The organism is Agromyces humatus, assembly GCF_021228295.1.
Classification (GTDB): domain Bacteria; phylum Actinomycetota; class Actinomycetes; order Actinomycetales; family Microbacteriaceae; genus Agromyces; species Agromyces humatus.
Window position 1 is genome coordinate 308674 of record NZ_JAJQPD010000001.1, and the last position, 13603, is coordinate 322276.

Consider the following 13603-nt stretch of genomic DNA (forward strand, 5'->3'; position numbering starts at 1 on the left):
GCGACCCGCTGGCATCGGAGATGTGGATGGGCCGGGAGCGTGTGCGCCTGTCGAGGACGCGTGCTCAGTCGGGCTGCTGCGTCGCGGTGAAGCGGATGCCGGTCGCGCGGACCTGCCATCCGACGCCGCTGCGCGCGTCGAGTGCGCCCGCTGATGTGAGCACCCGCAGGTCTCGCTCGCCGTTGCCGCCGACGACCGAGATGCCGTCGGCCGGGCCCTGAATCACCTCGGCGAATCCGCCGACGACCTGGATGACGACGCGGGTCTCGCCGCCCGGCAGTGCGGTGATCGACGCGACCCGGCGGGCGTCGAGCCACGCCACGTCGAGCGGCGTGCCGGCCACGCTCGACAAGCGAAGTGCCACGGGTCCGAGCTGAGTCGGGAACCCGTCACCGTCGCGCTCGATCGAGGCGGCCACGAACTGCGTGCGTGCCCCGTCGCCGAGCAGCGCGATCATGCGGGTGCCGTCGCGTGACACCTCGATGGCCGCGATCGAACTCCCCGACCACGGCACCAGGATCTGCAGCTCGGTGCCGTCGGGAAGGAATGCGACGAGCTCGCCGGGCGCATCGGAAGGAACCGACCAGACCACGCCCTGCGGGTCGATGTCGGGCACCACGAGGCCCGGTCTGGGATCGAGCGGCGCCGCGTCCTCGTCGGCGCGCACGATCGCGACACCGCCGGCAGATCGCACCGCGACGGCCTCTGCGCCCGGCCCGACCGAGGCGCCGTCGGGGGCGAGCCCCTCGACCTGCGGGGAGATCCCCGAGATCTGCTCGATCGACTCACCAGAACTCGAGAGGTGCCCGAAGCTCGTGCCGTCGAACACGACCGGTCGCGGGTCGACCCGCGGATTCACCTCTGGCTGGGGCGACAGGGCGGGCACGTTCTGCTCGGCGCCATCGAGCGACAGCACGACGTCGTCGACGTTTCGCACGCTGCCGACGAGGCTGGCGTCGAGCTGCGCCTGCATGCGTTGCACCGAGACGAGGTCGTCGAACGAGGCGCCGGAGAGACCGACGCTCGCGGCGCGGCTCGACACGGGCACGGAGTTCGGGTCGAGCTGCACTCCCTCGGGGAACGCCGAGACGACGCCGGGCTCCAGCCACTCGGCGGGCCCGGCCAGCAGCCCCCGCACGATGCTCGTCTGCACCGAGTCGCGACCGGCGAACCAGCGCAGGTCGGGCACGAGGTAGCGGTACTCGGTGTCGTAGAAGTACAGCGCCTGCGGAAGGAACACCTCTTCGAACGTGAGCTCGTCGACGAGCAGGCCCTGCGGCGCCTCCGCGATGCGCCACTGCCCGTCGACCTGCTCGAGCCGATACGGCAGTTGCACCTCGGCGCTCGATTCGGGCAGGTCGTACTGCCCGTTCGAGGTGAGCGAGGCGGTCGGCGTCACGTCGACGACCATCGTCGTCTCGCTCGTCTGCTCGAAGGCGCGATCGGCGAGCACGTCGATGGTCGCGCGTTCGTCGGGCTGCCACACCTCGGCGAACGCCGGCGTGAGATACTCGCGCGCCACCTGGTAGCGGCCACGCGGGCTCGCCGCGGCCTCGATGAAGCCCTGCACGATCTGCTCCTGCGTCGCATCGGTCTGCGGCCCGCGCGCGAACGTGTCGAGCTCGAGCGATTCCTCGACCGGTTCGGGGTCACCGGCGGTGACCGGACCCGAACTCGGCAGGGACACGCAGGCCGTGAGCATAGCGACCAGGATCAGGGCGAGGGATGTCGCAGCGGCGCGTCGCCTACGCATCGCGGGCCTCCTCGGGGGTTCGAGCCGACGGGGATGCCGCGGGCGGAGCATCGGACACATCCGACGCGATCGCGCCGGACCCGTCGCCCGTCTGCGTCGCATCGTCCTCGACCGCCCTGATCATGCCCGTCGGCGGCGGCCCTTCGGCCCCGGCGTCGTCGGGCTCGAGCGGCAGCGGCGAGACGACCGCTGCGGCGTCGGCTGTGCGCGGCAGCGTGAGGCGGAACACCGTGCCGGCGCCGGGCCGTGACCACAGGTCGAGGGTGCCGCCGTGCGCGACGGCGTCTTCGAGCGAGATCGCGAGCCCGAGGCCGGTGCCGCCGATGGTGCGCGTGCGACTCGGATCGGCTCGCCAGAACCGGTCGAACACACGGGCGCTCTCGTCTTGGGTCATGCCGAGTCCGTAATCGCGCACCGAGAGGGCGATGGCCGTGGCGTTGCTGTCGACGGCGACGACGATCGGGCGGCCCTCGCCGTGTTCGATCGCGTTGCCGAGCAGGTTGCGCACGATACGCCGGATGCGGCGAGGGTCGACCTCGGCGTCGAGGTGCCCGCCCGGCGCGACGAGCCGGAGCTCGCTGCCGCGACCCCGTGCGAGCTCGTTCATGGACTCGATCGCGTCGCCCGCGAGGTGCACGAGGTTCGTCGGCTCGGTCGCGAGCTCGACGGATCCGGCGTCGTACCGACTGATCTCGAGCAGGTCGGCGAGGAGCACCTCGAAGCGATCGGTCTGCGTGTGCAGCAGTTCGACGGTGCGCGAGGTCGGGCCGGGGAAGTCATCGCGCTGGCCGTACAGCACGTCGCCCGCCAGCCGGATGGTCGTGAGCGGGGTGCGCAGCTCATGCGAGACGTCGGACACGAACCGCTGCTGCACGACCGAGAGCTCGGCGAGCTCGCGGATGCGCGCCTGGAGGCTGTCGGCCATGCCGTTGAACGAGGCCGCGAGCGTGGCGAGCTCGTCTTCGCCGCGCGAGGGCATGCGCACGCCGAGATCGCCCGCGGCGAGGCGCCGGCTCGTCGCCGCCACGGTGCGGATCGGTTCGATCACCCACCGCACGACGAGGAAGATGATCACCGTGAGCAACGCGAGCAGCGCGATCGCACCGACGATGCCGACGAGCTGCATGAAGGCGAGCGAGTCCTGCGCGGCGGCGAAGTTATAGCCGATGTAGAGCTCGTACCGGCCGGCGCCGGGGGGCGCCTCGAGGTCGCTGCCGACGACCACGCCGGGATCGGTGCCGCCGTCACGGCTCTCGAGCGCGACCGACTGCCAGAATTGCCCGCCAGGGTTGGCCTGCACCCGCTCGCGCAGCTCGGGCGTGATCACGCTGCTGAGGTCGGGCGCACCGCGGTCGGGCGGGGCGATGCCGCTCGGCTCCTGGTCGGGTGCCCGGAAGTACGCGATCGCCGCGCTGCCCGAGACGGACTGCACCGTGCGCACGGTCGAGCTCATGAGGCTCTGCAGCGATGCTCGATCGGCCGCGTCGGACGAGTCGAGGATGCGCTGCGCCGCGACGGTCGCGTTGTTCGAGGCGTCGAGCACGCGGTCGAGCTGCTGCTGGAAGATGTTCGACGCCACGCTGAACGAGATGTAGGCGCCGATGACGAGGATCGCGAGCGACGAGAGGGCGAGCGTGATGATTACGGTGCGGAACTGCAGTGAGCGCCGCCAGAGCGCGACGAGGCGCCGCGGCTCCTCTCGCCACCACCCGGGCTGGAACCGCCCCCGAGCCTCGGCCGCCGCCGTCATCGGCCGCCCTAGGTCGTCGCGCCGGCGCGATAGCCGACGCCGCGCACCGTCATCACGATGCGGGGGTTGTCGGGGTCGTGCTCGACTTTCGCGCGCAGGCGCTGCACATGCACGTTGACGAGCCGGGTGTCGGCCTTGTAGTGGTAGCCCCAGACCTGTTCGAGCAGCATCTCGCGGGTGAACACCTGCTGGGGCTTCGAGGCGAGCGTGAGCAGCAGGTCGAACTCGAGGGGCGTCAGGTTGATGCGGGTCTCGCCGCGACGCACCTCGTGACCGGCGGCGTCGATGACGAGGTCGCCGATGCCGAGCGTCGCCGCGACCGGCTCGGGTGAGGGGCGCAGGCGGGTACGGATGCGCGCCACGAGCTCTTTCGGGTTGAACGGCTTGACCATGTAGTCGTCGGCGCCCGATTCGAGGCCGCGCACGACGTCGGTAGTGTCGGACTTGGCGGTCAGCATGATGATCGGCGTGCCGGACTCCGCGCGGATCCTTCCGCACACCTCGATGCCGTCGACACCGGGCAGCATGAGGTCGAGCAGCACCAGGTCGGGCTTCGACTCGCGGAACGCGGCGAGCGCGCCTGAGCCGTCGGCGCAGAACACGGGCTCGAAGCCCTCGGTGCGCAGCACGATGCCGATCATCTCGGCGAGGGCCGTGTCGTCATCGACGACGAGTACGCGTGGAGGCATCTGTTCTTCTCTGTCAGTCGCCGCGGTGAGCCGGGCAGAATCCAGTGCGTCAACACTAGCCGTTCAGGCCGACGGGCGGCCGGATGTCCCGTGGACGGCCATCGTGCGATGCGAGGGCCGCCGCGGAGGTCGGTCGAATGTGAAAGCATGGGGAAACCCCGCCGGAAGGAGCGCGTACAGGTGTCGGATCACGACTGGCAGGCGCCCGGCGGCGCTCCTTCGCCCGGCCCCGTCCCCGGCGCCCCCTCAGGCGCGCCCGCACCCGGGTACGGGTCGCAGCCCGGCGGCGGGTCATCCGATTCGCCCTACGGCGCACCGCTGCCGCCGCCCCTGCACGGCGCACCGGGCGCGTGGGCGCCGCCGCCCAAGCCCGGACTGCTTCCGCTGCGGCCGCTGGGTTTCGGCACCCTGCTGTGGGCGCCGTTCACCGTGCTGCGGCGCAACCCGGCGGCCACGTTCGGCAGCGGCCTCGTCGTGCAGCTCGTCTCGGCGGTCGCGACCATCGCCGTCGTCGTGCCGTTCCTCATCTTCACGTTCTCGCGCATCGAGAACGCGGCATCCGAAGACCTCGACGCCCTTCTGGCGGGCAGCGTCGGCGGCTTCCTGCTCGTGATGCTGGTGCCGATCGCGATCTCGGTCGTCGCGGCGGCGTTCCTGCAGGGCGTCATGGTCGTCGAGGTCGCGACCGGCACGCTCGGCGAGCGGCTCAGCTTCGGTGCGCTGTGGCGCAGGGCCGCGAAGCGCATCGGGCCGCTGCTCGGGTGGACCGCGATCGTCACGCTCGCGGTGCTCCTCATCGTCGCGGCGTTCGTCGCCGTCATCGTCGTCGGAGCGGTCACGTCGCCGGCCGCCCTGGTCGTCGCGATCGTCGCGACGCTGCTCGGGGGGCTCGGGGTCGCCGTGCTCGCCTTCTGGATCGGCACCAAGCTCTCGATCGTGCCGAGCATCATCGTGCTCGAGGGCGCGGGCATCGGCACCGCCGTACGTCGATCGTGGCGGCTCACGAACGGCTACTTCTGGCGCACGCTGGGCACCCTGCTGCTCGTGGCGCTCATCCTGAACTTCGCGGCGCAGGTCGTCGTGCAGCCGATCTCGCTCCTCGGCAGCATCGTCTCGGTGCTCATCGACCCGAACGGCACGGGCGCAGGGCTGACTGTCACGATCATCACGACGGTCGTGACGCTCATCCTCTCCATCGTGATCGGCGCGATCACGGCGGTGGTGCAGGCGGCGCTCGTCGCGGTCATCTACGTCGACCTGCGCATGCGTCACGAGGGCCTCGACCTCGAGCTCGCGCGCACCGTCGAGATGCGCGACGCGGGCCACCCGGTCGGCGATCCGTTCGCGCCGCCCGCAACCGCTGGGGCGCCTGCGACGTGATCTCGACCTCGCCGGCGGCGACCCCGCTCGTTCCCGACGCCGATGAGGCGCGCCAGTGGCTCACCGACGAGCTCTCGAAGCCCGAGTACCAGGCGGCGCAGCCCACCGCGTTCGACCTCGCGATGCAGGCCGTGCGCGACTGGTTCGCCGAACTCCTCGCCGGCGCGACCGGGGTGCCCGGTCCCGTCCTCACGCTCATCGTCGTGATCGTCGTCGCCGCCCTCGTCGTGGTCGCCTTCCTCGTGTTCGGGCTCCCGCGTCTGCGTCGTGTCAACCCCGCGACGGTGCCGCTGTTCGACGACGGCGACCGACGCGATCTCGCCGCGTTGCGCCGCGCAGCCGCCGCGGCCGCGACCGCAGGCGATTGGCCGCTCGCGATCGAGGAGCGCTTCCGTGCGATCGTTCGCGGACTGGTCGATCGCGACCTCGTGCACGTGCACCCCGGCACGACGGCACGCGCCTTCGCCGATGCCACGACGCGCGCGTTCCCCGAGCACGATGCCGAACTCCGTGCCGCGGCCGCCGCATTCGAGGCGGTGCGCTACCTCGGGCAGCCTGGTGACCCGGCCGAGTACGAGCGAGTCACCGCGCTCGAGACACGGCTCGCGGCTGCACGCTCGGCCGAGGTCCCGGCACCGGCCGACGCGTCTCCCGAGGCCGTGCGATGAGCGGTGCACCCGCTGTGGCCCGAGCAACCGCGAGCACTGCCGAGCCTGGCCCGATCGACGCCGCGGTGGCCCTCACGCCCACCCTGCGGGCGAGCGTGCGCCGGCGCCGCATCTGGTTCGGCTTCGCCGCGCTGCTCGTCCTCGGCGCGGTCGTGCTCTTCGTCGTGCAGGGCGCGGTGAGCGGCGGCGGCCCACGGCTCGGCGCCGACAACCCGGCCCCGACCGGCGCGAGGGCGCTCATCGAGGTCCTCGGCGATCATGGTGTCACCGTCACCGACGCTCGCTCGTACGATGCGGCACTCGAGGGCGCCCGTGGTGGCGCAACCGTCGTGATCTACGACGAGTACGGTCTGCTCGGCGACGATCGGCTCGCACGGCTCGCCGTCGTCGCGAACCGGCTGGTGGTCGTCGAGCCGGGCTTCGGCGCACTCGAGGCGATCGCGCCCGGGGTGCGTCACGCCGGTGCGGCGACGGGCGCGCTCGACGACGTCGACTGCGCCGTGCCGACCGCCCAGCGCGCGGCGTCCCTCTCAGACGGGCAGCGCCTCCTGGCCGTCGACGACGAAGCGCTCGACGCCGGGTGGGTCGGGTGCTTCCGCGACGGCGAGTTCGGGCATGCCGTCGTGTTCGGCGACGCCGAAGGCGGCTCCGAGATCGCCGTCGTCGCCGCCACGACCCCCTTCGAGAACGGCCGCATCGCCGAGCACGGCAACGCCGCCCTCGCCATCGGCCTCGCCGGCGCATCCCACGACCTCGTCTGGTACCTCCCCGGTCCGGGCGACGCCGACGCCGACGCGGCGCCGACCCTCGCCGACCTGACGCCCGGCTGGGTCAGCCCGGTGCTCGTGCTCGCCATCATGGTGGTCATCGCCGCGGGCGTGTGGCAGGGTCGTCGATTCGGCCCGCTCGTCGCCGAGAACCTCCCCGTGCACATCCCCGCCGGCGAGACGAGCGAAGGGCGCGCCCGCCTGTACGCGCGCAACACCGCGCGCACCCACGCGCTCGACCAGTTGCGCATCGGCGCCATCCAGCGCATCGCCTCGGCGCTCCGGTTGCCACGCACCGCTCACGTCGACGACGTCGCCTCCGCCGCGGCCGCGGCGACCCGACGTGAGCCGGCCGCGGTGCGCCGAATCCTCGCCGACGACGCACCCACCGGCGATCGAGATCTCGTGCGGCTCGCCGCCGAACTCACCACGCTCGAAGACCAGGTGCGGGCCACGCTCGCGCCTGCGACATCCCACCCCGAAGCCGGGGACGACACCGCAGGAAGGCGACCATGACCGACCCGATCGCAACCGATCCGACGACCCCGCAGCAGGCCGACGCCGCGCCGGGCGCACCGGCGGGCACGGCGGCCGGTGCGGCTCCCCCGCACCCCGACGACGAACTGCGTGCCGCCCTCAACCGTGTGCGCACCGAGGTCGGCAAGGCGGTCGTCGGCCAAGACGGCGCGGTCACCGGGCTCATCATCGCCCTGCTGACCCGCGGCCACGTGCTGCTCGAGGGGGTGCCGGGTGTCGCCAAGACCCTGCTCGTGCGCACGCTCAGCCGCACGCTGCGCCTCGAGACGCGGCGACTGCAGTTCACGCCCGACCTCATGCCGGGCGATGTCACCGGCTCGCTCGCCTACGACCCGCGCTCAGGCGAGTTCGCGTTCCGCGAAGGGCCGGTGTTCACCAACATCCTGCTCGCCGATGAGATCAACCGCACCCCGCCGAAGACGCAGTCGGCGCTACTCGAGGCCATGGAGGAGCGCCAGGTCTCGGCCGACGGCGTCACCCGGCCGTTGCCCGACCCGTTCATGGTCGCCGCGACGCAGAACCCCATCGAGTACGAGGGCACCTACGCGCTGCCCGAGGCGCAGCTCGACCGGTTCCTGCTGAAGCTCGTGCTCGACATCCCCGAGCGCGACTCCGAGCTGGCGTTGCTGCGCCGGCACGCCGACGGCTTCGACCCGCACGACCTCGCCGCGGCGGGCGTCGAACCCGTGCTCGGAGCGGCCGAGCTCGCTGCCGCGCGCGCGGCGGCGGCGGCCGTGCGCGTCGAGGACGACGTGCTCGGCTACCTCGTCGACTTGGCTCGCGCCACCCGGCGCAGCCCGTCGATGCGGCTCGGCGTGAGCCCGCGCGGCACCACCGGGCTGCTCGCCGCCTCGAAGGCGTGGGCGTGGCTCACCGGCTACGAGTCGCTCACACCCGACCACGTGCAGGCGATGCTGCTGCCCGTGTGGCGGCACCGGGTGCAACTGCGGCCCGAGGCCGAGCTCGAGGGTGTGTCGGTCGACGCGGTGCTGCGTTCGATCGTGCAACAGGTGCAGGTCCCCCTCTGAGATGGCGCTGATCTGAGATGGCACCGACCGGTCGGTTCGCGCTCGTCCTCGCGCTCGGGGTCGTCCCCGTCGTCGTCGCGGGGCTCGCCGGCGCGCCCGAGGCCTGGCTCGCGCTCGTGGGATGGTTGCTCATCGTCATCGTGGCGGCGTCGGTCGACCTGGCCCTCGCCGCGTCGCCGCGGCGCGTGGCGCTGACGCGCGAGCTCCCCGATCGGGTGCGGCTCGGCGAGCCGGTCACCTCGGTGCTGACGGTGCACAACCTCGGTCCCCGCACGCTTCGCGCGACGATGCGTGATGCGTGGGAGCCGTCGGCCGGCGTCATCGGGCCCAACCGCACCGCTCGGTCGATTCCGCCCGGCGAACGACGGCGCATCGTGCTCGACCTGCTGCCGCAGCGTCGCGGTGACCGTCGCACGACGCAGGTGACGATCCGGTCTGCGGGGCCGCTGCGGCTCTGGTCACGGCAGGCGACCCTCGCCTCGCCCGGCCGGGTGCGTGTCCTTCCGCCGTTCCACTCTCGCGCGCACCTGCCGTCGCGGCTCACGAGGCTGCGCGAGCTCGACGGCCGAACCCCGCTGCTCATCCGCGGCCAGGGCACCGAGTTCGACTCCATCCGCGAGTACGTGCGCGGCGACGACGTGCGCTCGGTCGACTGGCGTGCGACCGCGCGACATGCCGACCCCGAGGTGCCAGGCGGCATGCGGCTGATGGTGCGCACGTGGCGCCCCGAACGTGATCGCCGCATCGTGATCGTCGCCGACACCTCGCGCACCGCCGCGGCCCGCATCGCCGACGAACCCCGGCTCGACACCGCCTACGAGGCCTCGCTGCTGCTCGCGGCGCTCGCCACCCACGCCGGCGACAAGGTCGACTTCCTCGCCACCGACCGGCGACTGCGCGGCCGCGTGCACGGCGCCACCGGCCCAGAGCTGCTCGCGCGCATGGTCGACACGATGGCGGGCATCGACGCCGAGCTCGTCGAGGCCGACTGGGCGATCGTTCCGGGTCAGGTGCGCCGGGTGACCAGTCGCCACGCGCTCGTCGTCCTGATCACCGCCGCCGACTCCCCCGGCAGCGCGCGGGGGCTGCTCTCGGTGCTGCCGCAGCTCACCTCACGGCACACCGTGGTCGTGGCATCCGTCGCCGACCCGGCGCTCATCGACGCGAGCCGCAGTCGCGGCGACCTCGACGAGGTCTATCGCGCCGCCGCGGCCGAGCGCGGTCTCAACGACGCCGAGCGCGTCGGTGCGGCGATCCGCCGGCTCGGTGCCCTCACCGTGACCGCGGCGCCGCACGAGCTGCCGCCCGCCCTCGCCGACCGCTATCTCGAGTTGAAGGCATCCGGCAAGCTCTGAGGCCGGCGGCCAATCCGCGAGGCACCCGCCGGTTGCCCGTTCGCAGGACATCGACCAGTTCGCAGGACGAGGCAGCGCCCGTGGTGTCCTGTGAACCGGCCGATGTCCTGTCAACCCAAAGGTCAGGCTGCCCGATGCGCCACCTTCAGCGTGCTCAGCCCGCGACGATGCGCGTCGCCCCGGCCTCGAACTCGACGAGGTCGCCGGTCGCGCCCGCCCGGCGGGCCCGACCACCGAGCACGAGCATGTACACGAGGAATCCGCCGAGGGCGAGCGCCCCGATGCCGATCTTGACGGCCCACGGCCAGGGTGCCGGCGTCACGAAGCCCTCGATGAGGCCGGCGACGAAGAGGAAGAACACCAGCCCGATGGCGACCGTGAACAACGACCGGGCATCTTCGGCGAGCGCGATGCCGCGGGGGCGCGGCCCCGGTGCCACCCAGGCCCAGAAGATGCGCAGCCCCGCGGCCGCGGCCACGAACACGCACGTGAGCTCGAGCAGGCCGTGCGGGGCGATGTAGAGGAAGAACGTGTCTGCCTCGTCGTAGGCGAACATGACGGCGGCGGTCACCCCGAGGTTCTGTGCGTTCTGCAGGATCACCCACGGCACCCACACGCCGAGCACGCCGAAGGCGATGCATTGCGCAGCGATCCATGCGTTGTTCGTCCAGACCATGCCGGCGAACGACGCCGCGGGGTTCTCGGAGTAGTAGGCGACGAACCCCTCTTCGGCCAGCTGCTCGAGCTCGCCGGGACTGCCGAGCGCGGCGAGGGCACGCGGATCGCCGCTGATCCACCAGGCGTAGAGGCCCGCGATCACGAACGTCGCGAGGGCGACCGCGAGGGTGAGCCAGCGCAGCCGGTAGAGGGCCGCGGGCAGGCTCACACCGGCGAACCGCGAGAGCTGGCGCAGGGGGTTCTCGGGCGCGCCGGTGAACTTCAGGCGGGCGCGGGCGAGCGAGATCGAGAGCCGGTCGCCGAGCGCCGTCGATCCGGCGGTCGATTTCACGAGCGACAGGTCGGATGCCCCGGCCTGGTAGCGCTCGATGAGCTCGTCGGTCTCGGGCCCCGCGAGCCGGCGCCGTCGCGCGAGCGCGTCGAGACGCTGCCAGTCGTCTTGGCGGGCGGCGGCGAGAGCGTCGAGGTCCATCTGCTTGAATACTACCCATGGCCGAATCGACCGCCGCCTTCGTCAGAGTCGCCCGGTTCGACGACGACGGGGTGCTCACCGGCGAGGCCGTCTCACTCGACGTGCGCCCCGCGAGCGCGCTCATCCGCGGCGGCGGCGCGGCCATCGACGTGCTTGTGAGCGTGGTGCTCTTCCTCGGCCTGCTGTGGGCGGTCTCGGGGCTCGGCGTCGACCAGGCGGCGTTCCGCGCCATCCTCATCGCGGGCATCGTCACCGTCATCGTCATCGTGCCCACCGCGGTCGAGACGGCGACCCGCGGTCGCTCGCTCGGCAAGCTCGCGCTCGGACTGCGGGTCGTGCGCGACGACGGCGGCGCGGCCGGATTCCGGCACGCGCTCATCCGCGCCCTCACCGGCGTCATCGAGATCTACCTGACGTTCGGAGGACTGGCCGTGCTCGTCGGCTTCCTGAACCCCTCGTCGAAGCGGCTCGGCGACCTGCTCGCCGGCACTCACGCGCAGGTCGAACGGGTCCCGCGCGTGCCCTCGACGGCGTTCGGAGTCCACGTCGAGCTGACCGGCTGGGCGACGATCGCCGACGTCGGGCGTCTTCCCGACCCGCTCGCCCGACGGGTCGCCGCGTTCTTCACCAACGCCGATCACCTCGTGTCCGAGAGCCGGCTGCGGCTCGCGACATCCCTCGCCGCCGAAGTCGCGCCCTACGTCTCGCCGGTTCCGGATGCCCCTGCCGAGCGTTTCCTCGCCGGAGTCGCCGCGCTGCGGCGCGAACGCGACCTCACCGCGCTCGGCCTCGAGTCGGCGCGCATGGCCGCGCTCGGGCCGGTGCTCAACTCGACGCCGGCGGGGTTCCCCGAGCGCTGACGAGCCCGTCCGCGCTCTGCGACATCCGCTCAGTCAGTAGCGGTAGTGGTCGACCTTGTAGGGGCCCTCGACCGGCACGCCGATGTAGGCGGCCTGCTCGGGGCTCAGCTCGGTGAGCGTCACACCGAGCGAGTCGAGGTGCAGGCGCGCGACCTTCTCGTCGAGGTGCTTGGGCAGCACGTAGACGCCGACGGGGTACGCGTCGGGACGCGTCCACAGCTCGATCTGGGCGAGCACCTGGTTGGTGAACGAGTTCGACATGACGAACGACGGATGTCCCGTCGCGTTGCCGAGGTTCATGAGCCGGCCCTCGCTCAACACGAGGATCGAGCGACCCGTGGGCAGGCGCCACTCGTGCACCTGCGGCTTGATCTCGACCTTCTCGGCACCCTCGAGCGACTCGAGCGCGGCCATGTCGATCTCGTTGTCGAAGTGGCCGACGTTCGCGACGATCGCGAGGTGCTTCATGGCGAGCATGTGCTCGCGGCGGATCACGTCTTTGTTGCCGGTGCAGGTGACGAAGATGTCGACGTCGCCGACGACGTCGTCGACGCGGGCGACCTGGTACCCGTCCATGGCGGCCTGCAGCGCGCAGATCGGGTCGACCTCGCTGACGATGACGCGGGCGCCCTGGCCTCTCAACGCCTCCGCGGCGCCCTTGCCGACGTCGCCGTAACCGACCACGAACGCGACCTTGCCGCCCATGAGCACGTCGGTGGCACGATTGAGGCCGTCAGGCAGCGAGTGCCGGATGCCGTACTTGTTGTCGAACTTCGACTTCGTGACCGAGTCGTTGACGTTGATCGCCGGGAACAGCAGCTCACCCTCGGCGTGCAGCTCGTAGAGGCGGTGCACGCCCGTGGTGGTCTCTTCGGTGACGCCCTTCAGCTCGTCGGCGATGCGGGTCCACCGGTAGGGGCCCACGTCGAGGGAGCGGCGCAGCGTGTCGAGCACGACGCGGTACTCGGCACTCGCGTCGGCAGAGGCCTCGGGCACGACTCCTGCGGCCTCGAACTCGCGGCCGCGGTGCACGAGCAGCGTGGCATCGCCGCCGTCGTCGAGGATCATGTTCGGCCCGATCCAGTCGGCGCCGGCCTCGGCCGCCTCAGCCGCCCAGTCGAAAATGCGGTCGGTGCACCACCAGTACTCGTCGAGCGTCTCGCCCTTCCACGCGAACACAGGCACGCCGGCGGGGGCGTCGACCGTGCCGTTCGGCCCGACCACGACCGCGGCAGCCGCCTCGTCCTGCGTCGAGAAGATGTTGCAGCTCGCCCAGCGCACCTGCGCTCCGAGGGCCACGAGCGTCTCGATGAGCACGGCCGTCTGCACGGTCATGTGCAGGCTGCCGGCGATGCGGGCACCGGCCAGCGGCTGCGCCTCAGCGAACTCGGCGCGAAGCGCCATGAGACCGGGCATCTCGTTCTCGGCGAGCCGGAGCTGATGCCTGCCCGCTTCGGCGAGCGAGAGGTCGGCGACCTTGAACGGGAGGGCGGTGGTGAGGGGCAGCGTGCTCATGCCGTCCATTCTCGCAGGGCGCGAGCGGTGTTGCCGGATTCGGGGATTCTGGCGACACGCCGTGGGCCCGGGCGGAGAGGACGGCGTGTCGCGAGAATCCCCTGATCGCGGAACAGGCGCGGACAGCAGAGGCGAGGTGGGGCAGCAGCAG

At 72.0% G+C, this 13603-nt stretch carries 11 protein-coding genes; 6 read left to right on the forward strand and 5 right to left on the reverse strand.

What is annotated here, in order from left to right; translation table 11 throughout:
• Positions 1–64: 64 nt before the first annotated feature.
• From LSF15_RS01450 to mtrA, 3 genes are read right to left on the reverse strand one after another with little or no spacing between them, the layout of a single operon-like run.
• Positions 65–1753: an LpqB family beta-propeller domain-containing protein gene (locus LSF15_RS01450; RefSeq protein ID WP_232496743.1), complete on the reverse strand. Its 1689-nt coding sequence runs from the start codon at positions 1751–1753 to the stop codon at positions 65–67.
• Positions 1746–3503 (reverse strand): MtrAB system histidine kinase MtrB, encoded by a 1758-nt coding sequence (gene mtrB / locus LSF15_RS01455; RefSeq protein ID WP_232496744.1) that lies wholly within the window; start codon positions 3501–3503, stop codon positions 1746–1748. The genes LSF15_RS01450 and mtrB overlap by 8 nt, the downstream gene beginning before the upstream one ends.
• Positions 3504–3511: 8 nt before the next feature.
• Positions 3512–4192: an MtrAB system response regulator MtrA gene (gene mtrA / locus LSF15_RS01460; RefSeq protein WP_232496745.1), complete on the reverse strand. Its 681-nt coding sequence runs from the start codon at positions 4190–4192 to the stop codon at positions 3512–3514.
• 180 nt (positions 4193–4372) lie between these two features.
• Between mtrA and LSF15_RS01465 the strand changes: the two genes are divergently transcribed.
• Genes LSF15_RS01465 through LSF15_RS01485 form a run of 5 tightly spaced genes read left to right on the forward strand, consistent with a single transcriptional unit; the run spans position 4373 to position 9927 of the window.
• Positions 4373–5572: a hypothetical protein gene (locus LSF15_RS01465; protein ID WP_232496746.1), complete on the forward strand. Its 1200-nt coding sequence runs from the start codon at positions 4373–4375 to the stop codon at positions 5570–5572.
• Positions 5569–6240 carry a DUF4129 domain-containing protein gene (locus LSF15_RS01470; protein WP_232496747.1) on the forward strand — a complete coding sequence of 224 codons (672 nt, stop codon included), beginning with the start codon at positions 5569–5571 and terminating at the stop codon, positions 6238–6240. Before LSF15_RS01465 ends, LSF15_RS01470 begins: the two co-directional genes overlap by 4 nt.
• Positions 6237–7523 carry a DUF4350 domain-containing protein gene (locus LSF15_RS01475; protein WP_232496748.1) on the forward strand — a complete coding sequence of 429 codons (1287 nt, stop codon included), beginning with the start codon at positions 6237–6239 and terminating at the stop codon, positions 7521–7523. Before LSF15_RS01470 ends, LSF15_RS01475 begins: the two co-directional genes overlap by 4 nt.
• Positions 7520–8572: an AAA family ATPase gene (locus tag LSF15_RS01480; RefSeq protein ID WP_232496749.1), complete on the forward strand. Its 1053-nt coding sequence runs from the start codon at positions 7520–7522 to the stop codon at positions 8570–8572. The genes LSF15_RS01475 and LSF15_RS01480 overlap by 4 nt, the downstream gene beginning before the upstream one ends.
• A gap of 17 nt (positions 8573–8589) precedes the next feature.
• A complete protein-coding gene (locus LSF15_RS01485) occupies positions 8590–9927 on the forward strand; it encodes a DUF58 domain-containing protein (protein ID WP_232496750.1) in 1338 nt (445 codons plus the stop codon).
• A gap of 154 nt (positions 9928–10081) precedes the next feature.
• Here LSF15_RS01485 and LSF15_RS01490 read toward each other — a convergent pair whose 3' ends face one another.
• Positions 10082–11077, reverse strand: a complete 996-nt coding sequence (locus LSF15_RS01490) for a stage II sporulation protein M (RefSeq protein ID WP_232496751.1) — start codon at positions 11075–11077, stop codon at positions 10082–10084.
• Between the two features lie 17 nt (positions 11078–11094).
• Here LSF15_RS01490 and LSF15_RS01495 point away from each other — a divergent pair, with 17 nt between their 5' ends.
• On the forward strand, positions 11095–11937 hold the full coding sequence (locus LSF15_RS01495) for an RDD family protein (RefSeq protein WP_232496752.1): 843 nt from the start codon (positions 11095–11097) through the stop codon (positions 11935–11937).
• Between the two features lie 33 nt (positions 11938–11970).
• Here the strand turns inward: LSF15_RS01495 and ahcY are convergent, their stop codons facing one another.
• Complete coding sequence (gene ahcY / locus LSF15_RS01500; protein WP_232496753.1) at positions 11971–13452, reverse strand: adenosylhomocysteinase; 1482 nt, start codon at positions 13450–13452, stop codon at positions 11971–11973.
• Positions 13453–13603: the final 151 nt, after the last annotated feature.

Coding starts and splice junctions, on each gene's coding strand:
- mtrB (WP_232496744.1), bottom strand. CDS start 3,503: ATGACGGCGGCGGCCGAGGCTCGGGGGCGGTTCCAGCCCGGGTGGTGG.
- ahcY (WP_232496753.1), bottom strand. CDS start 13,452: ATGAGCACGCTGCCCCTCACCACCGCCCTCCCGTTCAAGGTCGCCGAC.
- LSF15_RS01480 (WP_232496749.1), top strand. CDS start 7,520: ATGACCGACCCGATCGCAACCGATCCGACGACCCCGCAGCAGGCCGAC.
- LSF15_RS01485 (WP_232496750.1), top strand. CDS start 8,590: ATGGCACCGACCGGTCGGTTCGCGCTCGTCCTCGCGCTCGGGGTCGTC.
- mtrA (WP_232496745.1), bottom strand. CDS start 4,192: ATGCCTCCACGCGTACTCGTCGTCGATGACGACACGGCCCTCGCCGAG.
- LSF15_RS01495 (WP_232496752.1), top strand. CDS start 11,095: ATGGCCGAATCGACCGCCGCCTTCGTCAGAGTCGCCCGGTTCGACGAC.
- LSF15_RS01475 (WP_232496748.1), top strand. CDS start 6,237: ATGAGCGGTGCACCCGCTGTGGCCCGAGCAACCGCGAGCACTGCCGAG.
- LSF15_RS01490 (WP_232496751.1), bottom strand. CDS start 11,077: ATGGACCTCGACGCTCTCGCCGCCGCCCGCCAAGACGACTGGCAGCGT.
- LSF15_RS01450 (WP_232496743.1), bottom strand. CDS start 1,753: ATGCGTAGGCGACGCGCCGCTGCGACATCCCTCGCCCTGATCCTGGTC.